A 26291-nucleotide genomic window follows, 5' to 3' on the forward strand; every position below is an offset into this window, starting at 1 on the left:
GTCCGTTTGTCATGCGCTGAATAAATCGGAGGAACGCATGACCAAGATCAAGACCCTTGCGGGCGCCAGCGCTCTCATCCTGATGTCGACCGCCGCCTTCGCGGCGCCGTGCGCGACCGGGACGACCGTGACGCGCGACAAAGAAGCCAGCAAGGCCTCGACCGTCGATCCGAGCGTGAAGACCCCGACCACCCCCGGCGCCAAGGCCGAGTCCCCCGGGACCGTCGGTGCCATGACCAATGCCGGCACCGCAACCTCGCCATCGGACGTGCAGGCCCAGTCGCAGGGCAAGCCTACCGCCGCGCAGACCGGCAAGGGCGGCGACGACTGCTGATCGGCGCCAACAACCTTATTAGATGATGGAACGCCCGCCCGGCTCAGCCGCAGCGGGCGTTTTTTGTTTCTCGCCGCGTTCAGGCGACTTTACGCAGGCCGGACGCGGCCCGGGCCGCGCGCTCGATCGCGTCACGGTCCGGTACCCCTGGCTTCACCACCCAGCTGCCGCCGACGCAGAGCACCGACGGGATGGCGAGCCAATCCGGCGCGGTCGCCTCGGTGATTCCCCCGGTCGGGCAGAATTTCACCTGGCCGAACACGGCGGTGAGGGCTTTGAGCGCCTTGATCCCGCCCGCGGCCTCGGCCGGGAAGAACTTGAACCGGTCGAGCCCATAATCGAGCCCGCGCATGATGTCGGCCGCCGTGGCGATGCCCGGCAGGTAGGGTACGCCGTTGGCCTTGGCGGCGTCGGTCAGCGGCGCCGTGAGCCCCGGCGACACGATGAACTCGGCCCCGGCCGCTAGCGCGCCTTCGAGGTCGCCCGGGTTCAGGACCGTCCCGGCCCCCACCACCGCGCCCTCGACCTGGGTCATCTCGCGGATCACATCCAGGGCGGCGGGGGTGCGCAGGGTGACCTCCAGGGCAGTCAGTCCGCCTGCGACGAGGGCCTCGGCGATCGGCCGGGCCTGGGCGACATCCTCGATCACCAGGACCGGGATGACGGGCACGGAGCGCATCAGCGCGTCGATGCTGGTCAGATCGTTCATGATCGGCTTCTCCCGTTCGACGTTCAGAGGCCGGCAGCCGCGAGCATGGCCGAGGCGCCCCGCTCGGCGGTGTCGGCCCCGTGGCGCATGAAAGCGAACAGCTCCCGCCCGGTTCCGGCCTCCGGCACCGGCTGGATGGCCGCCTCGCGGGCGGCGAGTTCCGCCTCGTCGACCAGCACCTCCAGCAGCCCCTCGGCGGCGCTGAGGCGGACGATGTCGCCGTCGCGGATCCGCCCGATGGCACCGCCGCCGAGCGCTTCCGGGCTCAGATGGATGGCCGCCGGCACCTTGCCGGAGGCGCCGGACATGCGCCCGTCCGTGACCAGGGCGACCTTGTGGCCGCGGTCCTGCAGCACCCCGAGCGGGGGCGTGAGCTTGTGCAGCTCCGGCATGCCGTTGGCCTGCGGCCCCTGGAACCGCACCACCACGACCACGTCGCGCTCCAACTCGCCGGCCTTAAAGGCTTTCAGCACGTCGTCCTGGTCCGAGAACACCCGGGCGGGGGCCTCGATGGTCCGGCGACTCTCCTCCACGGCGCTGGTCTTGAACGTTGCCCGGCCGAGATTGCCCTTCACCAGCCGCATGCCGCCATCGGGCTGGAACGGGTTGTCGGGCCGGCGGATCATGGTGTCGTCCAGGCTGTCCGGTACCGCGTCCTCGAAGGTGAGCTCATCGCCGTCGAGCTTCGGGTCGCGGGCGTGGTCGCGCAGGGACTGGCCGGCCACCGTCAGGATGTCGTCGTGCAGCAGCCCGGCATCGAGGAGCGCGGCCATGACGAAGCTCATGCCGCCGGCAGCGTGGAAATGGTTCACGTCGCCGGAGCCGTTCGGGTAGACCCGGGCGATGAGGGGCACGGCGTTGGACAGCCGGTCGATATCCTCCCAGTCGATCACGATGCCGGCGGCGCGGGCGATGGCCGGCAGGTGGATCGCGTGGTTGGTCGAGCCGCCGGTGGCGAGCAGCCCGACCGCCGCGTTCACGATCGCCTTCTCGTCCACGCACAGGCCGAGCGGCCGGTAATCGTTGCCGGCGGCGCCGATCTCGGTGAGCCGATGAATCGCCGCCCGGGTCACGGCCTGGCGCAGCTTCGTGCCGGGGTTGATGAACGAGGCGCCCGGCATGTGCAGGCCCATCATGTCCATCATCATCTGATTCGAATTGGCGGTGCCGTAGAACGTGCAGGTCCCGGCCCCGTGATAGGAGGCGGATTCGGATTCGAGCAGCTCGGCGCGGCCGACCTTGCCCTCAGCGTAGAGCTGGCGGATCCGCTGCTTCTCCTTGTTGGCGAGCCCCGAGGGCATCGGCCCGGCCGGGATCAGGATCGTCGGCAGATGGCCGAAGCGCAGCGCGCCGATCAGCAGGCCGGGCACGATCTTGTCACAGATGCCCAGCAGCGCGGCGCCGTCGAACATGCCGTGGCTCAGGCCCACCGCGGCGGAAAGCGCGATCGTGTCCCGGGAGAACAGCGACAGCTCCATGCCGCGCTGGCCTTGCGTGACCCCGTCGCACATGGCCGGGGTGCCGCCGGCCACTTGGGCGGTCGCCCCGCGCTCCCGGGCGAACACCTTGATCTGGTCGGGATAGCGCCCGTAGGGCTGATGCGCCGAGAGCATGTCGTTGTAGGCGGTGACGATGCCGATATTCATCACCGTCCGGCCGTCGCGGAGCGCCGGCTTGTCCTCGCCGGAGGCGGCGAAGCCGTGGGCGAGGTTGCCGCAGGCGAGCGTCGGACGGTGCACGCCCGAATCGCGTTCCCGGGCGATCAGGTCGAGATAGGTCCGCCGGGACTCGCGGGAGCGCGCGACGACGCGCTCGGTGACCGCCGCGACCTCGGGATGAAGCTCGGTCATGCTCGTTCCTCCGTGCAGGATGCCGACGGATCGCAAGGCCGGCACCGATCCCGGCCGCGACCGCGTCGCATTGGGCTATCTAGGCGGTGCCCGGGACGTTGTAACCCGGTTGGGGCGCAGGGCGGCTGGGCGCGGGGGCGTATGACCGTCGCGATGGATGGAGGGCCGAAGCTTCCGCTCAAACAAGGCGGATTTTTCGATCCCGACCTGGATCGCCCGCCGCCGAATGAAACGCCATCAGAACGGACACGCGCCTTTCCTCCCCCCTCTGCGGGGGAGGGTGGCCCCTGCGTCAGCAGGGGTCGGGAGAGGGGAGCGACGTATCCGGAAGAGACGCGACGGGAGCTACATCCTGCATCGTCGCGCTGCCCCTCTCCCCCCTGCTTCGCAGGTACCCTCCCCCGCAGAGGGGGGAGGGAGAGACGCTCGTCTCATGCCTTAAGCCTCACAAGGAGGGCGAGGGTGGGAGATCTGAAGCAAAACCGCTCAATACTCCCAGAAAATGCGCTGCAGCTCCTTGGTGTCCTGGGTCTTGGTCAGCGCCACCGCGGCCAGGATCTTGGCCTTGGCCGGGTTCAGGTCGTGGGCGACCACCCAGTCGTAGGTGTCGTCGGGCTGCTCGGCGTTGCGAAGGACGAGACCGTCCGGCACCCGCGAGGAGCGGATGACGATCGTGCCCTTGGAGCGGATGTCCTTGAGCTTGTCCACGAGGTAGCCGGGCACCGAGCCGTTGCCCGTTCCGGCGTTGACGATGGCCTTGGCGCCGGCCTGGACCTCGGCATCGTAGACCCCGGGGATCATGGTGCCCGAGCCGTAGACGATACCCACCAGCGGCAGGCTGTCGATCGTATCGATATCGAACTCGGAGGTCGTGTTGTGGCGCTTCGCCAGGGAGCGGACGAAGTAGGTCTTGCCCTCGATCACCATGCCAAGCGGTCCCCACTGGCTGTAGAAGGCGCTGGGCACCACGTTGGTCCGCTTGTTCACGTCGCGGCCCGACTGGATCGTGTCGTTCATCGTGACCGTGACGCCCTTGCCGATCGCCTCCTTGCTGGCCGCCACCGTTACGGCGTCGAGCAGGTTGAGGGCGCCGTCCGCCGAGATCGCCGTGCCCGGCCGCATCGACCCGACGACCACGATCGGCTTGTCGCTCTTGACCACGAGATCGAGGAAGAACGAGGTCTCCTCGAGCGTGTCGGTGCCGTGGGTGACGACGACGCCGTCGACATCGTCCTGCTTCAGCAGGGCGGAGACCCGCTTGGCGAGCTGGACGAGCTGCGCATCGGTGAAGCTCTCGGAGGCGATCTGGAAGACCTGCTCGCCGCGCACGTTGGCGATGGTGCTCACCTGCGGCACGGCCGCGAGCAGCTTGTCCACCGGCACCTTGGCGGCGGTGTAGGTGGCGCTGTTGGCTGCATCCGCGCCCGCGCCCGCGATCGTGCCGCCGGTGGCGAGGATCACGACGTTGGGCTTCTTCACCGCCGCCGCGGTGTTGGCATCCGTCATCTCGCGGGCGCGGAGCGGGCTCGCCCCGAGCGTGCCGGCGAGCATCAGCGCCAGGGTCGCTCCGCGCAGGGACAGGGCCGCGCCGCTTCGGCAGGAGATCATCGGGGATCCTTAAGGTCTGATGGTGGATCGCGAGTCGGGCTCGCGGCCGGGATCGTAGACCCCGCCGGGCGGGAGGCAAGTTTCGTGCAGGGAATCCGCTGGCGGCCGGATCCTTTTCGTAAGCTTAGGCGTTGCTCCATGTCGTGATACGTTCGGAGGTAGACCCCCATGCTGCATCTCGCCGGCCTGCTCGACGAACTCGAGCGGAGCGAGCCCGCACGGGCCGCCATGGCGATCCTCGAATCGGCCCTGGCCCGACGGTCCGTCGATGAGCAGACCGCGTTCTGGCGCGCGGTCGATCTTTACTACGTCTCTCGCAAGGCCCCGCCGGAGGAAACCGCGAACACTACACTCGGCGCTGCGTCGCAGATGGCTGCGGCTGTTTAAGGTGCGGTGATCAGTCTTTTACGGTTTGGACGTTGCGCAGACGCCCTGATACGCACCCGTCATTCCGGGGCCGCGCAATGGAGCCCGGAATGACGGGATTGGTTGACACGCCGCGCGATCGTTTATCACCGCCGACCATCTCTCGCGTCCCTTATAACGTCGCGTAGGACTTCACCGCATCGCCGCCCCGGCCCGCCGCGCGGTCGAACACGCGGTTGAGATAGCCTCGCATCGGCCGCTCGATCAGCAGCAGGCTGGCGATGCCGAGCGCGATCGCCGGCAGGACGAGGGCCGTGCTGAACCAGTCGCCCAGCGCGTCGTGTAGCACGTAAAAGGGCTGCTGCCAGAGGTAGATCGAGTAGGAACAGGCTCCGAACAGCAGGAGCGGCGTCGAGGTCAGGCCCGCGCGCAAGGCGGCCGGCGCCCGGGGGATCGACGCCACGGCGAGGGCGAGCAGCGCGGTGCCGAGGCTGTACTTGATCGGATCGGGCACGGCGTTGACGTTCAGCAGCAGGCCGACGAGCAGCAGGAGTGCCGGCCGGGAGGCCGGTATCTCACGCGATGCGTCGCCGCGGCCGAACTTCAGGTAGGCCGCCGCGCCGAGCAGGACCGACGCCCCCCGGACATCGCTGCGCCAATACACATCCGGATAGGTGCCGCCGACCAGCGTCGAGACCAGCCCGTTCAGACAGGCCAGGGCTGCTAGGGCGGCGATGACCGGAAGCAGCGGGAAGCCGAACCGGCGCTGGAGCAGCGCGACGAGGCCCAGCAGGATGTAGCTGTGCTCCTCGACGCAGAGCGACCAGATGTGGTCGACATTGGGCACTTCGCCGAAATACAGGTGGTAGTAGTTGTAGGTGAGCGTCACGGCCGCGAGGCAACCGTAGAGCTGCTGGCGATGGCCGGTGGCGAGAGCCAGAAGACTCATCGCCAGCACGAAGCAGATCAGCGCCGGATAGATCCGCGATGCCCGGCGGACGAAGAACGTCGTCAGCGGCGTGGCGCGCACGAACAGGATCTCGGCCATCAACCGGCCGCTCAGGACGAAGAACAGCTCCACCCCGAAGCGGCCGAGATTGATCCCGCGGCTCGTGGCGAAATGGCCGACGAGCACCAGCAGGATCGCGCCGCCGCGCCAGCCATCGAGCACGGGAAGGTGACGCGGGGGCATGGAGCGCCTGTCGAACGCAGTTTGATGAGATTCTAAGGAGGCGTCTCCCCACGCAGCGCCGAGATGGTCTTAAGGGGTAGAAAGCGCGCCCGGCGCTTCGAAAGGCGTACCGGGTCCCGCAAGCCCACGGCGCAGGCGTCGCGCGGCGACGCCTGCGTGGTTCGGTGGGCGTTCAAAACACCGAGATCAGCACGATCCCGGCCGCCATCAGCAGGCCGCCGATCAGGCGGCCGATCCCGGCGCGGACGCGCTTCATCCCGAGCCAGCCGAAATGGTCGATGGCGATGGAGGTGAACAGGTTCGCGGTGATCAGGAGGCCGTTGAAGGCCCCGGCCCCCACCTTGTCGACGAACAGCAGACCGGCAAACACCGCCACCGCCCCGGCGATGCCGCCGAGCGCACCCCACCACGGCACCCGGGCCACGTCCGCCCGGGTCGGCAGCGGCGTCGGGCGGATGAGGAACACGAACAGGAAGACCAGCGCCACCGGGATGAACGACACGGTGGCGGCGAGCCAGGGATTCACCAGCGCGCCCCGCAGCTGCGCGTTCAGCACTACGCCGACCGCCTGGAGCGAGCCGGCGACCAGGATGAACGGGTAGAGAAGCTTGGCCATCAGGCCGCCCTCGCTGCCCTCGGACTTCTCGTCTTCCGATTTCGGGCCGGTGGCGCGGGCGATGAACACGATGCCGACGACCATCAGCAGGCCGCCGAGCCAGGGCATCGGCTTAAAGCCGCCGGCCTTGAGGCCGAACAGGCCGAGGCTGTCGAGCGCCAGCGAGGTCAGGATGTTGGCCGTGATGGTCAGGCCGTTGAACGGTCCGGCGCCGACCTTGTCCACGAAGGCGAGGCCGCCGAACACCGCCACCGCGCCGGCGACGCCGCCGAGGGGCGCGTACCAAGGCATCGACCCGAGGGTCTGGAGCGTCGGCAGCGGCGTCGGCATGGTGAAGAACAGGATCGTGAACACGATCACGATCGGCATGAACGAGTAGGTCGCCGCCAGCCACGGATTGACCAGCGCGTCCCGCAGGCGCGCGTTCATGGAGTTGCCGAGCGCCTGGAGCGCTCCGGCGACCAGGATGAAGGGATAGAGCAGGGCGGCGTTCAAGGGGCGGTCTCCGGTCGTGGGAGGGCGAGGCGATTGGGGAAGGCGTCGTCCTGGGAACCGGAGACCGGGCTCTCAGACGAGCAGCAGGGCGCCGAGGGCGAGCACGAGGGCGGGCGGCATCACGAGCAGGCCGAGCTTGAGGAACTGCCAGGCCGACACGTCCTCGCCCTCGCGGCGGATCGCGGTGAGCCAGAGGATCGTGGCGAGCGAGCCGGTCACCGACAGGTTCGGCCCGAGATCGACGCCGATCAGGATCGCGCCCGCGACCTTGTTCGAGACCTCCGCGGCCTGGACTGCGGCGCCGGCCAGCAGCCCGGCCGGCAGGTTGTTCACGAGGTTGGTGCCGAAAGCGATCAAGGCGCCGCCGGCCCAGGCGGTGGCGGTGGGATCGCCCTGCGCATAGCCTTTGAGGGTGTCGGCCAGCATGGCGAGCACGCCGGTCTTCTCCAAAGCCTCCACCAGCACGAACAGGCCGGCCACCAGCGGCAGCACCGCCCAGGACACGTCCTTGACCACCTCGACCAGGCCGCCGCGGTTGAGCGCCACCACCAGCAGAGTGGTAGCGAGGCCGGCCACGAAGGTCGGCAGGCCGAGCTCGATGCCGGCGGCCGAGGCCCCGATCAGCGCGCCCGCGGTGGCGATGATGCCGAGCCCGGCGACCTTGCCGCCGAGGCCGAGATGCACGGTCTCGACATCGCGCTTGATCGTCTGGCCTTTGAGCCGGCTGTTCTGGGTCAGGCGCAGCACCGCGTATGTGGCGACGATCGCCAGAACCGAGGGCAGCGCGAAGGTCGCGAGCCATTGCCCGAGGGGCGGCATGTCGGTGGCGAACACCACCAGGTTGGCCGGGTTCGAGATCGGCAGCACGAAGCTCGCCGCGTTGGCGATGAAGGCGCAGATGAACAGGTAGGGCAGGGGCTCGGCGTCGGCGGCCTTGGCGGCGGCGTAGACGGCGGGCGTCAGCACCACCGCGCAGGCGTCGTTGGACAGGAACACCGTGACCACGGTGCCGACGATGTAGATCAATAGGAACAGCCGGGTCGGCGAGCCCTTGGCGGCCCGCACCGCGAGGCCGGCGAGCCAGTCGAACAGGCCCTCCTTCCGGGCGATCTCGGCGAGCAGCATCATGCCGACGAGGAACAGGTAAACATCGGTGCCCTTCGAGACGCCGTCGAGGGCGACCTGCCAGGGCAGCAGGCCGAGCACAACCAGGAGGGCGGCGCCGAGCACCGCCCAGATCGCCTCCGGCCACGAGAACGGGCGCACGATCACGCCCAGGGTCGCGAGAGCGGCGATGCCCCAGGTCGCTAGGTTCGGCGTCAGAGTCAGTCCAGCGAACACGTCTAGATATCTCCCCCCGGAGTCATGGTGAGAATCACCACTTGCGGCCGTAGCGGTTAGGCCCGAGCTGGTCGCCGCGCACGCCCTTCCGGACCCAGGACTGGATCCGGCCCGCGTCGCTACCAGGTTTTTCCGGCATCGGCGGCGCCGCCGCGCTGTCCGAGGCGGCGACCACAGGCTCGATCACGTCGGTATCGACGTAGTCCGGGCCGTGGCCGGGCCAGCATGCATGCACCGCCTCGACCTGGATGCTGCGTCCGCCGCCGTCCCAGGGCAGGGCCGCCTCGTAGCAGCGTGCGCCCTCCGCCCGGTGCATCCTGATCCAGGGGCCGGTATCGACCCGGCAATGGACGTAACGCGGTGGCGCGTCCGACAGCACGACGGCGCGGACGGTGATCCGCCCCTCAGCGTCGAGCACCATGCCGCTGCTCTCGGGCGTGGTCGGCAGCGTCGCAACGCGCCGGTCCGCCGGGCTGGTGATCAGGACGAACGGCGCGGTCCGGTCGAGCGCGCGGAAGCGCCAGCTCGTCACCGGCCCGTCGATCGCCGCGACCGCGTAGCCGACCGAGCCGTCCTCGTTCTGCCCCACCGAGCGCGCGGCGGCGTAGAGAGTGCGGCCGTCCGGTGCCAGCTCGTTGTAGTGGGTGTGACCCATCTCCACGAGGCGGACGCGGTACGCCCAGAACAGGCCGCCGATATCCAGGCGGTCGTCCGGCTCGCGCAGGTCGTCTGGATAGGCGTGCATGAACACGGCACACGGGATTTTTTCTTTTGCCGCGTCCGCAAGCTGCGCGTTCAGCCACTGCGTCTGGGGTCCGCCGAGCCGGAAATCGAGGCCGATGCCCTTCCGGCCGAAGCCGGGGCTGACCATGTCGACGAACAAACAGCGCACGCCCTGGATATCCGCGCTGGCGCAGTAATGCGGGATCTTCAGGAGCGGCCAGGTCTCCGGGCAGCCTGAAGGCGGCTGCTCCAGCTCCCAGATGATCGGCTCCGGCAGCCGGCCACCGAGGCTCGCTGCGAAAGCGTGGAAATCACCCATCTGTCCGTGCTGGCGGTCGTGGTCGCCCGGGATCAGGCGAACCGGCAGGTCGGGATGTCGATCCAGCGCTTCCCTCAGGATGCGATACTCGGACGCGTAGCCGTTCTCCGCCAGGTCACCCGGCAGGTAGACGAAGTCGAACAGGTCCTGCGGGGCGATCGTCGCGACCTGGTCGAGGATGGCGTTCAGGTCGCGGGCATTCTGGGCCGCGGCCTCCTGCAGGTGCAGGTCACCCACATGCAGGAAGACGAGCGGATCGCGCCTCGGCTTGGGGCCGGGATCGGGGGCGGACATGGGAGAAATCCTGCCGGCCGGTCAGGCGCTCGCCGGCACGGCCGGAGGCAGACCGGTGCCGCTATCCGCGCTGCCGCTGCTGGCCGCCGTGCCGCCCCGGGTCTCGGGCATCAGCGTCAGGTAGAGGGCGAAGCCGACCCCAGCGATCGCCGCCAGCGCCAGGAAAGCGGTCGAGTACCCGGCCGAGACGATGATCAGCCCGGCCAGCGTCGCGCTCACTGAGGCGCCGACGCCCTGGGCGGTGGCGACAGCCCCCTGGGCGGCGTTGAACCGGCCGGCACCCCGGGTGAGATCGGCGACGACGATCGGGAACAGGGCGCCGTAGATCCCGGCCCCAACCCCGTCGAGGAGCTGCACGCCCACCAGCCAGAACGGGTTGTCCGAGAGGGTGTAGAGCACGCCGCGCAAAGCCAGCACACCGAAGGCCGCCAGAAAAATCGGCTTGCGCCCGATGATATCGGCCTTGGCGCCGACGAAGACCGCCACCGGCACCATCACGCATTGCGCGGCGACGATGCACACGGCGATCAGCGAGGTCGCGTGGTCCTTGCCGGAGAGATGGGTGAGCAACTGGCCGACCGAGGTCAGCATCGCGGCGTTGGACAGGTGGAAGATCGCGCAGAGCACGGCGAACAGCATCAGCGGCTTGTTTTGGAGCAACGTCGCGAGGCCCGAGGGCTTCTCGTCCGCCTTGGCCTCCGCCTCGGTCATGCCGCGGGCAAGGTCGTCGTCGATGGCGTCGGCCGGGACCAGCAGCATGGCGCCGATCGAGAGCGCGGCCAGCACGCCCATCAGCCAGAACACCACGATCGGCCCGAAGAAATAGGCCAAGCCGCCGGCAATGGCCGCGGAGGCGGCGTTGCCGGCGTGGTTGAAGCCCTCGTTGCGGCCGATCCGCTTGGCGAACATCTTTGGGCCGACGACGCCGAGGGTGATCGCGGCCAGCGCCGGCGGGAAGATCGTGCCGGCCACATGGGCGATCGATTGCGTGGCGGTGACCAAGTAGAAGTTGGAGATGAACGGCAGGATCAGGCAACTCGCCGTCACCGCGATGGCGCCGCCGATCACCACGGCGCGCTTGTGATTGGTGGAATCGATCAGGGCGCCGGCCGGCGTCTGCGCCACGAGACCGAGGATGCCCGCGATGGTCATCACCAGGCCGGTGGTGGCCTCGTTCCAGCCCTGATCCGGCCCCCGGACCGCGATGAGGTAGATCGCCAGATACGGCCCGAGACCGTCACGCACGTCTGCCAGGAAGAAGTTGAGCGCGTCGAGGCCGCGCAGGGCCTTGGTGGAGGGCGTCCGGACGGTCGCGCCGCGCGCCGCCGCACCGGTATCGGTCCTGTCCATCCTGCCCTGGCCCCCGCACACAAGCCGCCGCAGCCGGACCCGATCCGGGCCGGCAGTGACGAGCTTGACGCCCGCTTAATCCATCAGTTCCCTGGAATTGTTCAAAAACATGCGGTCCGGGGCGATTCTCAGGCCGGTGAGTGGTTTACCCCCTGCGCGGCTCGTCCGATGCGTCGGAATTTCCGACATCCACCGTCGCATCTTCGGACAGATCGGCCCCCGGAGCCCCCAGGCCGTAGCGCTCGATCTTGGCGTAGAGGAGCTGGCGCTGGATGCCGAGGCGGCGGGCCGCCCGGGCGCGGTTGCCGTCCGCCTCGCGCAGCGCGACGGCGATCATGGTCCGCTCCAGGCGGGCGACGGCGCCGGGCAGGTCGCCGGCCAGCCAATCCGCCGGCAGGCCGACCCCCTCGGGGCTCGGGGCCGGCCGCCCGGTCGGCAGGTCGATGGCGTCGGCCGCGATCACCCCGCAGCGGACCAGCACCGCGGCCCGCTCCACGACGTTGCGCAATTCGCGGACATTGCCCGGCCAGCCATAGGCCAGGAGCCGCGAGGCCGCGCCGGCGCTGAGGCGCTTGCCCGAGGGCGCCAGGAAATGCTCGGCCAGGGGCACGATGTCGGCCAGGCGCTCGCGCAGGGGCGGGAGCAGGATCGGCACGACGTTGAGGCGGTAATACAAGTCGGCGCGGAACCGCCCCTGGTCGACCAGCACCGGCAGGTCGCGGTGGGTGGCAGCGACCAAGCGGACATCGACCCGGGCCGAGCGGCCGCCGAGCGGCGTCACCATCCGGTCCTGGATGACCCGCAGGATCTTGGCCTGCATCGGCGGGGGCATGTCGCCGATCTCGTCGAGGAACAGCGTGCCGCCCTCGGCCTGGTGGAAGGCGCCGGCTCGATCGCCGACTGCGCCCGTGAAGGCGCCGCGGACATGGCCGAACAGCTCGCTCTCCAGAAGCTCGGCCGGGATCGCCGCGCAATTGACCGGCACGAACGGCCGCCCCCGGCGGGCGGAATAGGCGTGGAGCGCCCGCGCCACCTCCTCCTTGCCGGTCCCGGTCTCGCCCTGGATCAGCACCGTGGAGTCGGTGTCGGCGACGAGCCCGATGGTCTTCTGGACCCGGCGCATGCCGGCGCTCGACCCGATCAGCCCGGCATGGCCGCCCGCGACGGCCGCGTCCGCCGGATCCGGCTGCGCGATCGACAGCATGGAATCGAGGACGGCGGCGAGGTCGGAGCGGCCGACCGGCTTGGTCAGGTGGTCATGGGCGCCGAGCCGCATCGCCTCGATGGTGTTGGCCGGGCTCGCGAAGGCGGTGAGCACCGTCACGGGCGGCCGGCCCGGCAGGGCGCAGATCCGCGCCAGGGTCGCCATCCCGTCGAGGTCGCCGGGCATCCGCAGATCGAGCAGCACCGCGGCCACGGGGGCCTCGCGCAGGCGCGCCAGGGCCTCCGCTCCGGAGGCGGCCGGCAGGGGGTGGTGGCCGAGATCGGTCACGGTCTCGGCGAGCCCCTCGCGCAGGGCTGAATCGTCGTCGACGATCAGGATGGTCGCCATGGCAGGTCCAGCACGAAGGTGGTCTCGGGCGCCCCGTCGATGAGCCTGACGGCGCCGCGATGCGCCAGAGCGATCTCACGCACGATTGCGAGACCGAGGCCAGTCCCATCCGGACGGCCGGTCACGAACGGCTCGAACAGGCCGGGGTGGATCGCCGGATCGATCCCGGGGCCGGTGTCGCTCACCCGCAGGTGCAGGCGCACCGCGCCGTCGGCAATCACCCGCTCGGCGCCGAGGCGGACTCTTCCGCCCGGCGGCGTGTGCTGGAGGGCGTTGAGCAGGAGGTTGTCGAGGGCGCGGGCGACCTGAGCGCCGTCGATCTGCGGGCGATCCTCCGCAGGCAGGGCATCCGCCGCGATCTCGACCCGGACCGCCCGGGCGTTGGCCAGGTCCTCGTGCAGGTGGGCGCAATCGGCGAGCAGGGCGGCGATGTCGGTGGGGGTCCGGGTGAGGGTGCGGGCCTGAGTGAGATTGAGGAGGTCGCGCAGCAGATGATCGACCCGGGCGATCTGGCCGAGCACGCTCTCCAGCGCCACCGCGGCGCGGTTCGGATCGCCGCTGACCAGGGCGTTCTCGGCCTTGAGCCGCATGGCCGCGATCGGGTTGCGGATCTCGTGAGCGATGCTGGCCGCGAGACGGCCGACCGCGGCCAGGCGCTCGGCGGCGACCACCCGGGCGCGGGCCTCCCGCAGGCGCCCGCCCGCGGCGTTGAGGGTGTCGACCAAGCGGTCGAGCTCGCGCTCCCCGGTCGGGTTGAGATGCGGCAGGTCCTCGCCGTCCGGCCGCGGCGCCGCCAGGGCGGCCTCCAACCGGGCGATGCGGCCCGAGAACCCGTACAGGAACCAGCCCAGGAAGGCGGCCGAGCCCAGCACGGTCACGGCCAGGAACCCGAGGCCGGCCAGGAAGCGCGTATAGGCCGGGCCGTCGTTGACGTGGGCGCGGCCCATGGTCCAGGCGGTGAGCCCGGCTTCAGGCCCGTGCAGGGGGCAGCCCTGGATCAAGAGCACCTGCGTGCGGCTCGGCCGGCGGAGCGCCACGGCGTGATCGACCCGCAGGGCCTGGGCGTTCACGCCCGCAATGCTGTCGCGCTCGGCCTCGGGAAGGTCGGTCTTCGGCCCGGTGCCCTCGTAGGTGGGATAGGCGTAGGCGAGCGGCCCCTCCGCCGCGCTCCAGACCCCGCCCTCGATGCCTGGAAAGAGATCGAGCGCCGCCCCGACCGTGGGGCCGAGTTCGCTGCGCGGGATGCCGCCCTTGCTGCGGCGGCTCAGGGCCGCGTAGCGGTCGATGATCTCCCGGCAGGCGCGCCCAACCGCGACCTCGGCCTGGGCGACCTGGACCGCGGTGGATTGGCTGTAGAAGCCGAACATCAGGTAGGCGGTGGCCGCCGCCGAGGCCAGCAGCAGGATCCACAGGGCGAGCAGCCGGGCGCGCAGGCTGTAGGCCGTCACGGCGCAGAATCCTCCGAGGGCTGAGCGCAGCGCGGCCCCGTCTCAGCGGATATCCGGGTGGGCACGCTGTGGAAACGGTGGCAGAGTCCTTGGATATCGGAATCGGCCGCTGGACCGCGCGGCGATTGCGCGCTTCTCTCGTTTCGTTCCATAAATCCGCTGCCGGAGACGGATCGTGTCACAGTCTCTCGTCGATCGGGCCGCGCTCGACGAACTCGAAGGTGTTATCGGCACCGAGAAGCTCGCCCGCCTGCTCGACCGCTTCACCGCGAGCCTCGTCACGGCCTTCGACGGCGCGGATCGGGGCGAGGCCGATTACGCCCGCGAGGCGCATACCCTGGTGTCGATGTCGGGCATGCTGGGCTGCGCAGATCTGTCCCAGGCCTGCCGGAACTTCGAACAGACCGCGAAGAGCGGGGGCGCCGATCTGGCGGCCCGGCTCGCGGATCTTCGAAACCTGCGCGACGCCACCGTGACGGCTCTGCGCAATCTCCGCGAAGATACGCACGCCGCCGAGTGAACCGTCAGCCGGCCGTCACGGCGGCGAGCGGTGCCTCGAAGGTCAGCACCGCGCCGGTGGTCGGATAGCTCAGCTGTGCGGTCCCGCCGAAGCTGTGGGCGAGGCTCCGGGCGATCAGGCGCGTCCCGAACCCGGTGCGGGTCGGCGGGCTGACCGGAGGGCCGCCGACTTCCTCCCAGCGGAACCGCAGGGTGGCGCCGTCGCTGGAATCCGCGACGGTCCAGGTGATCACCACCTGCCCGGTCGGCACCGAGAGCGCGCCGTACTTGGCGGCGTTGGTGCCGAGCTCGTGAAGCATCAGCGCCAGGACCATGCCGTGGCGCGGGCCGAGCGTGACGTCGGCGCCCTCGACCCGGAACCGGCCTGCGACGCCGTCGCCGTGGAGCGATACTGCCCCCTCGACCAGCCCGACCAGGGAGGCCGCCGCGAAGGAGCCCTGGAGCAGCACGTCGTGGGCCTGGGCCAGCGCCAGCAGCCGGGCGGCCAGCGCCTCGCCGGCGGCTTCGAGCGAGCCGGCATTGCGCAGGGTCTGCGCCGCCACCGCCTGGACCATCGCCAGGGTGTTCTTCATCCGGTGGGACAGCTCCTGCATCAGCAGGGTCTGGCGCGCCTCGGTGAGCTTCAATTCGGAGATGTCGCGCGACGCCGCCAGGATGCGCTCCGGGTGGCCGTGCTGGCCGCCGACCGGCGTCACCGCGATGTCCCACCACGTCACCGCCCGGCCGGTCTCGATCTTGGCCTGGAAGCGGCTCGCCCCGCCGAGCCGCGCCTTGGCGAGCGCGGCGGCCACCGCCTCCCGGTCCTCGTCGCGGGTCCAGATCTCGATCCAGGGGCGGCCGATCGTGTCGGCCGGGTTCCGGCCGCAGAGGCCGGCCGGGCCGTTGTCGCCAGCGGTGATCAGGATGCCGTCGCGGTCCAGGACCTCCAGGACGTCGGCAGCGACCTGCAGCATCCCGGGGGCGATCAGCTCGCCGGCCCAGCTCGGGGCCGACCACGTCTCGGAGCGGCCGGATTCATGGTGATGGAGCGCGTGCGGTCCCTGGCCGTGCGTCAATCCGCGGCCGAGGCGCCCGGCCTCCACGCGGCTCGCGGCCTCGATGATGCGGCCGAGCCGCCGGCTGCGCTGGCGTTCCGAATCCGCCTGTCCCGTCGCCTGCATCAGCAGCGCCCGCAGGCGGATGTTTTCCGCCTCGAGCGCGACGAGACGCCGGTCCGTCCCGTCCGCACGCGGCAACACGAGGCCCGCATCCATCGCTCGCCCCCTTCCCAGCCTCCATCCTCCGCGGCGCCCGCGCCACGAAGGACCCACCGATGACGAGGTGCGGCGACGCGATGTCGAGGATCGGGCGCGCCGGCGGATCGAACCGCTTCTGGTGGCGCGCTCCGCTCGCAACCTCGCGAATCGAAGGGTTCGTCAAGCTAGCACAAGATTCGGGATAATCAAACGAACTGTGTATTCGCAATCGCCCGACAACTAGATCTGCCGCATCGGGTGGCGACGAAATGCATCACTTGTTTCGCATCAGCAGCACGAGCCAGCCGATGCCGAGGATGAAAATCACGAGGCCGATCGAGACGAAGACCGGCGTGCCGAGGTCGATCAGGCGGGGCGCCAGCTGGGTGGCGAAGGCCGCCACCACCAGCGCCACCGCGACCCGGGCGGCGGCCCGCTCGATGCCGCGGGTGACCTTGTCGAGGCCCTTCACCTCAATCTCGACGGTGACGCGGCCCTGCTTCAACCGCACGAGCATCAGGTGGATCAGCGTCGGCAGCTCCGAGGCCGCGCCGTAGAGGCCGACGCCGAGCGCCTCGGCCTTCTGCTTGAGGGCGCCGAGCGAGAACTGCGTCTGCATGCTCGCCTTGACCGTGGGGCCGGCCGCCGCGAACAGGTCGAAATCCGGATCGAGGTGGCGCATCACGCCGTCGGCGGTGACAAGGCCCTTGAACAGGATCGCCAGGTCGGTGGGCATCGCGAGGTCGTTCTCGCGGGCCATGTTCATGAAGTCGGTGAGCACCAGCCCGAGGTTCAGCGGGATCGAAGAGTGGCTCTCCACGAAGGACGTGGCCGAGACCTGGAGGCGAGTCAGGTCGGGGTTGCTGGTGCCGGTCCAGTCGAGCAGCACGGCCATCAGGCCGTCCGCATCCTGCTTGAGCATGGCGCCGATCAGCACCAGCAGCTGCGAGCGCCGCCGCTGCGACAGCCGGCCGATGATGCCGAAATCGATGAAGCCGATCCTGTTGCCCGGGAGCGCCAGCATGTTGCCGGGATGCGGATCGGCGTGGAACACGCCCTCGATCAGCGCCATCTGCAGGAAGGCGTCGGTGCCCTTCTGGGCGAGCAGCTTCTTGTCGAGACCGGCCGCGCGCAGGGCCGCCTCGTCATTGGGCGGGATGCCATGGATGAAGTCCTGCACCAGGACCCGCTCGGAGCAGTACTCCCAGTGGATCTTGGGGAAGACGATGTCGTCGCGGTCCTCGAAGATCTGGGCCAGGAGCTCGCAGTTGCGCGCCTCGTTGAGCAGGTCGAGCTCGCCGTTCAGGCCGTCGGCGAGGTGGCGCATCTGCTCCCGCGGCTGATAGCGGGCCATGTCCGGCCACTCGTTCTCGACGATCCGGGCGCCGTGGGCCATCAGGCGCAGATCCGCCTCGATGATCTTGCGCAGGTTCGGCCGCAGGACCTTGACGATCACGTCCTCGCCCGTGTGCAGCCGCGCCCGGTAGACCTGGGCGATCGACGCGGAGGCGATCGGGTTTGTGTCGAACTCGGCGAACACCTCGTTGGGCGGGGCGCCGATATCCTGCTCGAGCTGAGGGCCGATCTGCTCCCACGGCACCGGCACGACCTGGCTGTGGAGCTTCTGCAGCTCCTCAGTCCAGGCCGGGGACAGCAGGTCCGGCCGGCTCGCCAGGACCTGCCCGAACTTGATGAAGGTCGGGCCGAGCGCCTCGATCGCCCGGCGCAGGCGCTCGGGCTCGGACAGGCGGGTGACATCGACCCGGGGCCGCCGGCGCGGCAGCAGCGGCAGGTAGCGCAGCCCGAGACGGTCGACGACGCGGGTAACGCCGAAGCCGATCAGGATCGTCGCGATCTCCGACAGCCTCTGACGGTCGCGGGCGGCAACGAAGGCTGTCTTCAGCATGAACTGAGCGATCCGGTCGGACGGGATTGGGCGTCCGGACAGCACGAGCATAAGGACTTTTTTGCGGTCGCGAACCCCGGGAGGTCCCGGCGGCGACAATAGGGCCGGCGCCGGGGAGGTAAGCCCATAGCCGGCGTCAGGTCCCGTTCCTGATCGACGAACATCCAACCCAACCCCCTCATCCTGAGAGGGCGGCGCGCAGTGGCGCCCTCGAAGGAGCCCTCCAGGGATCGCGCGCAGACTGGAGGGCTCCTTCGAGGCTCGCTTCGCTCACGCCTCTGGATGAAGGGGGGGTGGACGAGCGCCGATAAAGCTTGAGGCAGCACCTGTCGTAGGCGGTGCCACTTCGCTGGCGATCTTGGTTTCCGCGTTGTTTTATCTAATTGTTTTGCGCCCGCACCCTCATCGCAAGCATTCCTAGAAAGCCGGCTCAAGACCGCTCGCGCGGTAGGCGGCGGCGGCCTCCTTCGTGGTCAGCCCGGCGAGGAAGCGTAGCGCGCCGTCCCGGTCGGCAGCGCCGCGCAGGATCGCGGCTGCGAAGGTGGTGATCGCCTGCACCGGCTCCGGGAACGGCCCGACCACCTCGATGCCCGGCACCACCATCAACTCGCTGACCTGCTGGACCGCTATGTCGGCCTCGCCCGAGACCAGTTTTTCCGCGGTAAAACCTTGCGGGATGATCGTGGCCCGGGCGTTCACCGCATCGGCCAAACCGAGCCGTGGCAGCAGGTCGGCGAAGTAGATCCCGCTGGCGCCGGTGCGCGAATAAGCGACAGAGCGCGCCGCAACGAGCGTGCGCTTGAGCGCCTCGACGCTGCCGATATCCGGATGCGCCGCCCCGGCCTTCACGGCGATACCGTAGCGGGAACGCGCCACATCGACCCGGGTCTCCGGCTCGACCTTTCCGGCGGCGATCAGCCGGTTCATGGCGTCCGAGAGCACGAACACCGCGTCGGCGGTCTCGCCGGCCTCCAGCGCCTTCATGATCACCGCGGTGGGCGCCCAGTCGATCGCCACCCGGCCGCCCGCCGCCGCGAAGGCGGGGACGACATGCGCGTCGAAGGCGCCCCGCACCACCAGGGCGCATTTCAGCCGCGTCGCGCGCTGCTCGTCCGCCATGCCGGCTCCCATCGCCTCGGGTTCTGTGCTCACCGAGCCGGCGGCTCAGTGCGGGAATAGTCGAGGGCGGTGAAGCCGCCGCCCTGGTAGCGCTCGATCACCGGGTTGCCGCTGGTCTTGCCTTCCAACGCCGGGGCGTAGGCATCGGCGCTGTCCTGCGGCGCCCAGCCGATCACGTCGCGACCGTCCCGGCGCCACCAGGTCATGCGGCTGTTGTTCGACGCGCCCCAGATCACCACCGAACCCTTCGGCCCGAGGCTCGGGGCCAGGGTGGCGCGGGTGATCAGCCGGGTCAGGTCGGCGTAGGACAGCCAGGTCGCCAGCATCCGGGCGTCGATGGGCTCCGGGAAGCAGGAGCCGATGCGCAGGAACACGCTCTCGACGCCGTGCTTGTCCCGGTACAGGCCGCCCATCAGCTCGCCATAGGCCTTGGACAGGCCGTAATAGCCGTCCGGGGCGAGGGCGCAGTCGTCGTCCAGCAACTCGGTCCGCTCGTGGAACCCGATCGCGTGGTTCGAGGAGGCGAAGACCATCCGGGCGCGCTCCCGCCGGGCCGCCTCGTAGGCGTGGTAGAGCCCGCGGATGTTGGGGCCGATCACGGTCTCGAACGGGTGCTCCACCGAGATCCCGCCGAAATGCAGGATCGTGCCGCAGCCCTCCGCCAGCCGCAGGATCGCCGGGCCGTCCTCCAGGTCAGCGAGCTGGAAGCGTGCCCCCTCGGGCAGCGGATCGGGGAAGGGCACCCGGTCGGTCAGGCGCAGTGTCCAGCCCTGCGCGCCGAGCGCCTTCGTGAGCACCCGCCCGAGGGCGCCGGACGCCCCGGTGAGCAAGACGGGTTTTTGCGGGATCGTGTCGGTCTGGGCGCTCATCGGGTTCGCTCCGGAATCGGGCGGGCTGGACGCTCCAATGTGACGCGGAGCGCGGCGTCGGTCATGCCGGTCTCCGGGTCAGCTTCGCCGCGGGACGCGGCGCAGGAAGTCCGGGTTGAGCTCGGACAGGCGGTTCACCCCGATCAGTGCCATGTCACGGTTGAGCTCCTCCTTGAGGATCCGCATGGCGTGCTCGACGCCCGCCGCCCCGCCGAGCGCGGCGCCGAACATGAACGGCCGGCCGAGCAGGACGAAGTCGGCGCCGAGGGCCAGCGCCTTCATCACGTCGGTGCCGCGGCGGATGCCGCTGTCGACGATGATCTTCAGGCTGCCCTTCCGAGCAGCGATCTCCGGCAGCACGTCGAGGGGCGCGATGGCGTAGTCGAGCTGGCGGCCGCCATGGGTGGACAGGATCACGCCATCGGCGCCGCAGCCCCGGGCGATCTCGACATCCTCGGGGGCGAGGAGCCCCTTCACCAGAAGGTTGCCGGACCAGCGCTTGCGGATCGCCTCCAGGTTTTTCCACGAGAGCTGGTCCCGGGCGATGGTGTTGCGCACCGCGCCCTGCGACATCATCGGTGGACCGCGCGTCGCCTCGGTGTTCTCGAAATGCGGTGCGCCGTGCTTCAGGAAGGTGCGGGCCACGGTGCCCAGCAGCCAGCGCGGGTGGGTCGCGCTCTGCCACGCAACCTTGGGCGTCACCTTGATCGGCATCGAGAAGCCGCTGCGGGTGTTGTGCTCGCGATTGCCGAGCGTCGGAGTGTCGGCGGTCACCACGAAGGTGCGGTAGCCGGTGGCCGCCACCCGGTCGAGCAGGCGGTCGATCCGGGTCTGGTCGCCGGGCAGGTAGCCCTGGAACCACGCCTGCGGGTTCTGCGCGTAAACGTCCTCCAGCTTGATCAGCGAGGAGGCGCTGAGGATCATCGGCAGGTTCATCCGCCGCGCCGCCTCGGCGAGCACGATATCGCCGCGATAGGCGATGAACGCGGCGCCGCCCAGCGGCCCGATTCCGAACGGCGCCGCGTAGGTGTGGCCGAACAGCTCGGTGGCCGTGTCGCGCCCGGACGTGTCGCGCATCAGCCGTGGCACCAGGGCGTAATCGGCATAGGCGCCGCGGCTATGGGCCAGCGCGGCCCCGGTTTCGGCGCCGCCGGCCACGTACTGGAAGATCATGTGCGGCAGCAGCCGGCGGGCGTGGCGCTCGAAATCGTCGAGCGCCAGCAGGTCGCGGAACCGGTAGGGCGTGACTGCGTCGCTGCGCTTGAGGCTGGTGACGAGGGCCTGCGAGCCGGCAATGCCCGGCGCCTCGGCATCGGCCTGTCCGACCGTGTCCGAGCCGCGCTCCGTCGCCCCCGGGCCGGGCGCCGGCTGATCGAACGTCGCCATCCGCTCCTCCCTGGATGTCACTGGGCGTGGAATTTACCGGGCCTGGATATCTCCGATGTTGAAAACGCTTACAACACTGACATTGACGAGCCGGACGCCACGACCGCGCCGCGCCACATCCCGGGAGACAGCATGGCCCCCCGCATCGTCCTCCTGCACGCGACGCCGGTCGCGATGGCTCCGATCCAGGCGGCCTTCGACGAGCGCTGGCCCGAGGCCGAGACGGTCAACCTGCTGGATGACGGGCTTTCCCTCGACCGGGCCAAGGAGCCGGGCGAAATCTCCGAGGGTATGATCGACCGATTCGTCCGGTTCGGGCGCTACGGCCACGACATGGGCGCCGACGGCATCCTGATCACCTGCTCGGCCTTCGGGCCGGCCATCGACCGGCTGAGCGAGACCGTGCCGGTGCCGGTGCTCAAGCCGAACGAGGCGATGTTCCGCGCCGCCATCGCTCAAGGACAGCGCATCGGCATGCTGGCGACCTTCGGCCCCTCGATCGGCACCATGACCGACGAGTTCGAGGAGTTCGTCGGCCAGTCGGGACGGCCCGCGACCCTGCGCACGATCCTGGTGGACGACGCCATGGCACGCCTGCGCGCCGGCGACGCCGAGACCCACAACCGGCTCATCGCCGCGCGGGCGCCGGAGCTCTCCGAGTGCGACGCGATCATGCTGGCGCATTTCTCGACCTCCCGGGCCGCCGAGGCGGTGCGCGCCACAATCGACGTCCCGGTCCTGACCGCGCCGCACGCGGCAGTGGACCGGATACGCGCCCTGATCGAGACGGCTGAGAGGGCCTAATCTATGAAGCTCGGTGCTTTCTCCGACCGCCTGAGCGGCCATTGCGGCTTCCTGTTCACGGAGCTGCCCCTGCCCGAGCGGTTCGCTGCCGCCGCCAAGGTCGGGTTCCGGGCGGTGGAGCATCCGAACCTGTTCGCGACCCCGGCCCGGGAGGTGGCGGGCTGGCTCGAGCGGGCCGGAGTGCCCCTGGTCCAGACCGGATTTCCGGCGGGCGACGCCGCGAAGGGCGAAAAGGGCTTCGCCGCCCTGCCGGACAAGGTCGCCTATTACCGCTCCACCATCGCGCCGACCCTGGACTACGTCGCGCAGCTGGGCTGCCGCATGGTCCACCCGATGGCCGGAATCCGCCCGGCCGGGGCCGAGCCCGCGCGGCTCTGGGACACCTATCTCGACAACCTCGCCTTCGCGGCCGACGCCGCCAAGGCCCGCGGCATGACCGTGATCGTGGAGCCGATCGGCCCAGGCTCCATCGCCGATTACGTGATCGACGATCCGCTCAATGCCGTGGAGGCGATCCGGGCGATCGACCGGGACAACGTCAAGCTGCTGTTCGACGCCTATCACTGCGTCTGCCTCGGCCACGACCCGGCGGCGCTGATCCGGGCGCACGCGCCGCTGATCGCCCATGTCCAGATCGCCGACGATCCGGGCCGGCACGAGCCCGGCACCGGCACCATCGCGTTCGAGCCGATCTTCAAGGCTCTGGAGGCGGTGGGCTATGCCGGCTTCATCGGCTGCGAATACCACCCGGCCGCCGGCACCGAAGCCGGCCTCGGCTGGATGCGGGCGGCCTCGGCCTAGGGTCGATCGCGACTGTCAGAACCGTGCCGCGACGCCGCCTAGGATGGTGCGCGGCTGGCCCGGGGTGGCGTAGCGGTTCTGGAAGGCGCGGTCGTAGTAGGTCTCGTCGAGCAGGTTGTCGACGTTGAGGTAGACCCGGACATCCGGCGTGATCTGATAATACGAGATCAGGTTCACCACCGTGTAGGCGGGCATCGTGAAGGTGGACAGGGCCGTTCCGGCGGCGCGCTGGCCGACGACGTTCAGCCCGCCCCCGAAGCCGAGCCCCTTCAAGGCGCCGCCCTGGATCTCGTAAACCGCCTGCACGGCGAGGCTGTTGGCCGGGACGTTGGCGAGCCGGGTCCCGACCGGAAGCGTGTTGTCCCGCGCCACCGCCGCATCGACATGGGTGTAGGTGCCGAACAGCCGAAAGCCCGGCGCCAGCTCGCCCGCCACGGTGAGATCGAAGCCGCGGCTCTGCACCACGCCGGCGGCGACGCTGAAGGCGGAATCGACCGGGTCCGTGGTCGGGACATTGGTGCGCCGGATGTCGAACACGGCCGCGGTGGCGTTAAGCCGCCCGTCGAGGAGGCCGACCTTCACGCCGGCCTCGTAGCCCTCGCCGCCCTCGAAGGCGAGGGGCTGGCCGCGCCGGTCCAATGCGGTGCTGGGCTTGAACGAGCGCGCGTAGTTTCCGTAGACCGAGACCGCGTCGGACAGGTCGTAGACGAGGCCGAAGCGCGGCAGCGCCTCCGTGCCGCGCAGGTTCGTGGTGCGGTTGGTGGGGTAGGGCGTCGAGTCCTGGCCGACATCCTCGACCCGGACCCCGATCAGGGCGTGCAACTGGGGCGTGATGTCGATCTGGTCCTGGACGTAGCCGGCGTAGCTTTCCGTGTGCTGCAGGAAGTTGGTGATGGTGGGCAGGCTCCTCGGCAGCGCCTGGCCGTAGCGGGGCGCCAGCAGGTCGAGCAGGAACGGGTAGGTCGCGGCGTTCGAACGGTCGAAGAGTTCCCGGTAGCGGTAACGGTCGTATTCGAGGCCGAGCAGCAGCGTGTGGTGCAGGAAGCCGGTCTCGAACTTGCCGGCCAGGTTGACCTGCAGATCGGTGTCGGACCAGGTGAGGTCGCGCCATTCGAGGTTCCGGCGCAGGGTGCGGCCGTCCGGCAGGAAGCCGTTGGCCGCCGCGCCGACGCCCCAGCTCTTCAAGGTCCCGCCGAGCACCTGGGCGCCGGCCGTGAGGACCCAATTTTGGTCGAACCGGTGCTCGATCCTCAGTTGGCCGAGGGCGTCCTGGACCACGCTCTGCGGCAGGCTGGGCTCGCTGAGGAAGCGAGAGCGCGGCACGTTGCGCAGCCGGCCCTGCAGGGGGACGATGCCGCGGTCGAAGGTCGTACCGGTGCTGACGAAGGCACCTTCCAGGGTGATGGTCGTGTCGGCGCTCGGCTTCCAGGCGATCACCGGCGCCACGTGGTAACGGTCGCCGCTGACGAAGTCGCGAAAACTGCCGTTCTCCTCGACCGCGCCGGTGATGCGGGCGAGCACCTGGCCGGTCTCGTCGAGCGCCCCGGTGGCGTCGAAGGTGCTGCGCTTGGCGCCGTAGCTATCGTATTGCGTGCCGATCGCCAGCGAGCGCTCGGCCAGGGGCTGCTTGGTGACGATGTTGAAGGTGCCGCCGGGATCGCCGCGGCCGTACAGGAAGGCCGACGGCCCCTTCAGCACCTCGATCCGCTCGATCGCCACGACATCCGGCGTGTTCGGGTAGCCGCGATTGATCGGGAAGCCGTTGCGATAGTAATCGAACACGGAGAAGCCGCGGATTGTTACTTCGGTCAGACCCAGGCCGCCGAAATTGTTGGAGCGGCCGACGCCTGCCAGGTCGAGGGCGGTGTCGATCCGCGTGGCTGCCGCGTCCTCCAGCACCTGCCGGGGTACCGGCACCACCGTCTGCGGGACCTCGCGCAGGGGCGTGTCGGTGCGGGTGGCGCTGACGCTCCGTGACGGGGCGTAGCCTTCCGAGGCTCGGGAGGCGCTGCCCTGGCCGGTGACCGAGAGCTCTTCCAGAACGACTTCGTGATTCGGATCGTGTGCAGGTTTCGCCCAGGCGCAATCCCAGTTGAGGAGTGCGGCATGTCCGACGATAAAGGCCAAAACGGTAGCCGCGAGTGTCGAATAAGAAGTATTCGATCCAAATAGAGGGGGATATTTCGCCACGTTCTCAGGCCACGCTACATCGAGGCCGCCGAGATGGTGGAGTGGGACCCATAGGGTCAAGCTTGCCGAGCGAAGCCCGCTCGGCGCAAAACTTGGAATGATTTCGATCTGACTGCGGATCAGCTTACGAAGACTCGAAGCTGCTCCACGGCACTGCCAGCCTGTTGCCGCCCGGCAACACCCTCGCCGGCTGATTCAGACCGGTCTCGCGGGTGCGGCTCCGCTACGCGGCCCCGAGCAACTGCGCCCGGCGTTCTAGCACCGCGGGCCAGACTTCCGGATTGACCAAGCGCGGCGGGGTCTCGCCCCGCAGGAGGCCGATGATCTGCTCGGCGCCCCAGGAGGCCACGTTGCGGCGGGCTTCATGGGTGACGCCGGCCGTGTGGTAGGTCGCGACCACGGTGTCGAACGTGAGCAGTGGGGAATCCAGGGGCGGCGGCTCCGGCGCCCAGACGTCGAGGCCGGCCCCGGCGAGATGGCCGGAGGCCAGGGCGTCGGCCAGGGCGGCTTCGTCGTGCACGCCGCCCCGGGCCGTGGTGATGAACAGCGCGCCGGGCTTCATCGCCGCGAAGGCTTTGGCGTCGAAGCTGCCGCGGGTCGTGGCGTCGAGCGGGCAGTGCAGGGAGACGATGTCGGATTCGGCGAGCAGGCGCGCCCGGTCCACCGGCTCGGCGCCGCGGGCCCGGATCTCGTCCGGATAGAGCAGCGGGTCGTAGGCCAGGACCCGCATGTCGAAGCCGCGGGCGAGCTTGGCGACCTCCCGGCCGGTATGGCCGATGCCGACGAGGCCCAGGGTCGCGCCGCCGATCTCGTGGCCCATCAGCGATTCCCGGGAGAAGCCGCGCTTGGTCCGCAGCAGCCGGTCCGAGACACAGATCTTGCGGGAGACTGCGAGCATCAGGCCGATGGCGAGTTCCGCCACCGAGCGGGCATTGCCGCCGACCTGGTTGACCACGGCGATTCCGGCCCGGGTGCAGGCGGCTGCATCCACCGTGTCGAAACCCGCCCCGCCCGAGGAGACTGCAAGCAGATTCGGGCATCCGGCCAGAAGCGCGTCGGTAACGTGCCAGCGGAGGGGCAGCTCGTCCCGGGCCGGCGAGACGTGGAAGACATGGGCCTGCGCCAGCAGGGCCTCGAGCGTCTCCGCCGGGCCCTGCAGGTCGCCGACCTGAAGGTCGATATCGGGCTCGGCCCTCAGCCGCGCGTCGAAGACCGGGTTGATCCAGAGATTGAACCGGCAGACGCGCTTGAGGGCCGCCACTCAA

22 protein-coding genes are annotated in these 26291 nt (G+C 69.8%); 5 read left to right on the forward strand and 17 right to left on the reverse strand.

Going from position 1 to position 26291, the window contains the following annotated elements; all coding sequences use genetic code 11:
- The first annotated feature begins 37 nt into the window (after positions 1–37).
- Positions 38–334 (forward strand): hypothetical protein, encoded by a 297-nt coding sequence (locus BM228_RS16320; protein ID WP_092042325.1) that lies wholly within the window; start codon positions 38–40, stop codon positions 332–334.
- 79 nt (positions 335–413) lie between these two features.
- Here the strand turns inward: BM228_RS16320 and eda are convergent, their stop codons facing one another.
- The 3 genes from eda to BM228_RS16340 all read right to left on the reverse strand — a co-directional run bounded on the left by eda (position 414) and on the right by BM228_RS16340 (position 4501).
- Complete coding sequence (gene eda / locus BM228_RS16325) at positions 414–1043, reverse strand: bifunctional 4-hydroxy-2-oxoglutarate aldolase/2-dehydro-3-deoxy-phosphogluconate aldolase (RefSeq protein WP_208612047.1); 630 nt, start codon at positions 1041–1043, stop codon at positions 414–416.
- 23 nt (positions 1044–1066) lie between these two features.
- Positions 1067–2893, reverse strand: coding sequence for a phosphogluconate dehydratase (edd, locus tag BM228_RS16330; RefSeq protein WP_092042327.1), 1827 nt, complete (start codon positions 2891–2893; stop codon positions 1067–1069).
- A gap of 486 nt (positions 2894–3379) precedes the next feature.
- Positions 3380–4501, reverse strand: a complete 1122-nt coding sequence (locus tag BM228_RS16340) for an asparaginase (protein WP_092042328.1) — start codon at positions 4499–4501, stop codon at positions 3380–3382.
- Positions 4502–4669: 168 nt separating this feature from the next.
- On the opposite strand from BM228_RS16340, the gene BM228_RS16345 reads away from it, so the two are divergent.
- Entirely contained in the window at positions 4670–4888 is a 219-nt protein-coding gene (locus BM228_RS16345; RefSeq protein ID WP_092042330.1) for a hypothetical protein, read from the forward strand.
- Between the two features lie 151 nt (positions 4889–5039).
- On the opposite strand, the gene BM228_RS16350 is transcribed toward BM228_RS16345, so the two are convergent.
- The 7 genes from BM228_RS16350 to BM228_RS16380 all read right to left on the reverse strand — a co-directional run bounded on the left by BM228_RS16350 (position 5040) and on the right by BM228_RS16380 (position 14197).
- Complete coding sequence (locus BM228_RS16350; RefSeq protein WP_092042331.1) at positions 5040–6059, reverse strand: acyltransferase family protein; 1020 nt, start codon at positions 6057–6059, stop codon at positions 5040–5042.
- A 172-nt stretch (positions 6060–6231) separates the two neighbouring features.
- Positions 6232–7170 carry a DMT family transporter gene (locus tag BM228_RS16355; RefSeq protein WP_092042333.1) on the reverse strand — a complete coding sequence of 313 codons (939 nt, stop codon included), beginning with the start codon at positions 7168–7170 and terminating at the stop codon, positions 6232–6234.
- A 72-nt stretch (positions 7171–7242) separates the two neighbouring features.
- Positions 7243–8511, reverse strand: a complete 1269-nt coding sequence (locus BM228_RS16360; protein ID WP_092042335.1) for an arsenic transporter — start codon at positions 8509–8511, stop codon at positions 7243–7245.
- A 34-nt stretch (positions 8512–8545) separates the two neighbouring features.
- A complete protein-coding gene (locus BM228_RS16365; protein ID WP_092042337.1) occupies positions 8546–9847 on the reverse strand; it encodes a metallophosphoesterase family protein in 1302 nt (433 codons plus the stop codon).
- 21 nt (positions 9848–9868) lie between these two features.
- On the reverse strand, positions 9869–11197 hold the full coding sequence (locus BM228_RS16370; protein WP_092042339.1) for an MFS transporter: 1329 nt from the start codon (positions 11195–11197) through the stop codon (positions 9869–9871).
- A 145-nt stretch (positions 11198–11342) separates the two neighbouring features.
- A complete protein-coding gene (locus BM228_RS16375; RefSeq protein ID WP_092042341.1) occupies positions 11343–12749 on the reverse strand; it encodes a sigma-54-dependent transcriptional regulator in 1407 nt (468 codons plus the stop codon).
- Positions 12734–14197: a sensor histidine kinase gene (locus BM228_RS16380; protein WP_092042343.1), complete on the reverse strand. Its 1464-nt coding sequence runs from the start codon at positions 14195–14197 to the stop codon at positions 12734–12736. Before BM228_RS16380 ends, BM228_RS16375 begins: the two co-directional genes overlap by 16 nt.
- 175 nt (positions 14198–14372) lie before the next feature.
- Here BM228_RS16380 and BM228_RS16385 point away from each other — a divergent pair, with 175 nt between their 5' ends.
- Positions 14373–14717, forward strand: coding sequence for an Hpt domain-containing protein (locus BM228_RS16385; RefSeq protein WP_092042345.1), 345 nt, complete (start codon positions 14373–14375; stop codon positions 14715–14717).
- Between the two features lie 4 nt (positions 14718–14721).
- Here the strand turns inward: BM228_RS16385 and BM228_RS16390 are convergent, their stop codons facing one another.
- From BM228_RS16390 to BM228_RS16410, 5 genes are all read right to left on the reverse strand, one after another.
- The gene (locus BM228_RS16390) at positions 14722–15969 is read right to left on the reverse strand and encodes a sensor histidine kinase (RefSeq protein WP_092042347.1); all 1248 of its coding nucleotides are present in this window, start codon (positions 15967–15969) and stop codon (positions 14722–14724) included.
- A 256-nt stretch (positions 15970–16225) separates the two neighbouring features.
- Positions 16226–17857 carry an ABC1 kinase family protein gene (locus tag BM228_RS16395; RefSeq protein WP_092042349.1) on the reverse strand — a complete coding sequence of 544 codons (1632 nt, stop codon included), beginning with the start codon at positions 17855–17857 and terminating at the stop codon, positions 16226–16228.
- A 417-nt stretch (positions 17858–18274) separates the two neighbouring features.
- Positions 18275–19009 (reverse strand): molybdate ABC transporter substrate-binding protein, encoded by a 735-nt coding sequence (locus tag BM228_RS16400; protein WP_244537167.1) that lies wholly within the window; start codon positions 19007–19009, stop codon positions 18275–18277.
- Entirely contained in the window at positions 19006–19845 is an 840-nt protein-coding gene (locus BM228_RS16405; protein ID WP_092042353.1) for an NAD-dependent epimerase/dehydratase family protein, read from the reverse strand. The genes BM228_RS16400 and BM228_RS16405 overlap by 4 nt, the downstream gene beginning before the upstream one ends.
- 78 nt (positions 19846–19923) lie before the next feature.
- Positions 19924–21231 (reverse strand): alpha-hydroxy acid oxidase, encoded by a 1308-nt coding sequence (locus tag BM228_RS16410; protein ID WP_092042354.1) that lies wholly within the window; start codon positions 21229–21231, stop codon positions 19924–19926.
- A gap of 132 nt (positions 21232–21363) precedes the next feature.
- Here BM228_RS16410 and BM228_RS16415 point away from each other — a divergent pair, with 132 nt between their 5' ends.
- Complete coding sequence (locus BM228_RS16415; RefSeq protein WP_092042356.1) at positions 21364–22035, forward strand: aspartate/glutamate racemase family protein; 672 nt, start codon at positions 21364–21366, stop codon at positions 22033–22035.
- A gap of 3 nt (positions 22036–22038) precedes the next feature.
- Positions 22039–22836, forward strand: coding sequence for a hydroxypyruvate isomerase family protein (locus tag BM228_RS16420; protein ID WP_092042358.1), 798 nt, complete (start codon positions 22039–22041; stop codon positions 22834–22836).
- Positions 22837–22851: 15 nt separating this feature from the next.
- Here BM228_RS16420 and BM228_RS16425 read toward each other — a convergent pair whose 3' ends face one another.
- Positions 22852–24963 (reverse strand): TonB-dependent siderophore receptor, encoded by a 2112-nt coding sequence (locus tag BM228_RS16425; protein ID WP_425284949.1) that lies wholly within the window; start codon positions 24961–24963, stop codon positions 22852–22854.
- A gap of 286 nt (positions 24964–25249) precedes the next feature.
- Entirely contained in the window at positions 25250–26287 is a 1038-nt protein-coding gene (locus BM228_RS16430) for a hydroxyacid dehydrogenase (RefSeq protein WP_092042360.1), read from the reverse strand.
- Positions 26288–26291: the final 4 nt, after the last annotated feature.

Origin of the sequence: Methylobacterium pseudosasicola (genome assembly GCF_900114535.1) — a bacterium.
GTDB lineage: Bacteria > Pseudomonadota > Alphaproteobacteria > Rhizobiales > Beijerinckiaceae > Methylobacterium > Methylobacterium pseudosasicola.

Excerpts from the sequence above, each read along its gene's own strand:
- BM228_RS16320 (WP_092042325.1), top strand. The coding sequence starts at position 38 with ATGACCAAGATCAAGACCCTTGCGGGCGCCAGCGCTCTCATCCTGATG.
- eda (WP_208612047.1), bottom strand. The coding sequence starts at position 1,043 with ATGAACGATCTGACCAGCATCGACGCGCTGATGCGCTCCGTGCCCGTC.
- edd (WP_092042327.1), bottom strand. The coding sequence starts at position 2,893 with ATGACCGAGCTTCATCCCGAGGTCGCGGCGGTCACCGAGCGCGTCGTC.
- BM228_RS16340 (WP_092042328.1), bottom strand. The coding sequence starts at position 4,501 with ATGATCTCCTGCCGAAGCGGCGCGGCCCTGTCCCTGCGCGGAGCGACC.
- BM228_RS16345 (WP_092042330.1), top strand. The coding sequence starts at position 4,670 with ATGCTGCATCTCGCCGGCCTGCTCGACGAACTCGAGCGGAGCGAGCCC.
- BM228_RS16350 (WP_092042331.1), bottom strand. The coding sequence starts at position 6,059 with ATGCCCCCGCGTCACCTTCCCGTGCTCGATGGCTGGCGCGGCGGCGCG.
- BM228_RS16365 (WP_092042337.1), bottom strand. The coding sequence starts at position 9,847 with ATGTCCGCCCCCGATCCCGGCCCCAAGCCGAGGCGCGATCCGCTCGTC.
- BM228_RS16370 (WP_092042339.1), bottom strand. The coding sequence starts at position 11,197 with ATGGACAGGACCGATACCGGTGCGGCGGCGCGCGGCGCGACCGTCCGG.
- BM228_RS16375 (WP_092042341.1), bottom strand. The coding sequence starts at position 12,749 with ATGGCGACCATCCTGATCGTCGACGACGATTCAGCCCTGCGCGAGGGG.
- BM228_RS16390 (WP_092042347.1), bottom strand. The coding sequence starts at position 15,969 with ATGGATGCGGGCCTCGTGTTGCCGCGTGCGGACGGGACGGACCGGCGT.
- BM228_RS16395 (WP_092042349.1), bottom strand. The coding sequence starts at position 17,857 with ATGCTGAAGACAGCCTTCGTTGCCGCCCGCGACCGTCAGAGGCTGTCG.
- BM228_RS16405 (WP_092042353.1), bottom strand. The coding sequence starts at position 19,845 with ATGAGCGCCCAGACCGACACGATCCCGCAAAAACCCGTCTTGCTCACC.
- BM228_RS16410 (WP_092042354.1), bottom strand. The coding sequence starts at position 21,231 with ATGGCGACGTTCGATCAGCCGGCGCCCGGCCCGGGGGCGACGGAGCGC.
- BM228_RS16415 (WP_092042356.1), top strand. The coding sequence starts at position 21,364 with ATGGCCCCCCGCATCGTCCTCCTGCACGCGACGCCGGTCGCGATGGCT.
- BM228_RS16420 (WP_092042358.1), top strand. The coding sequence starts at position 22,039 with ATGAAGCTCGGTGCTTTCTCCGACCGCCTGAGCGGCCATTGCGGCTTC.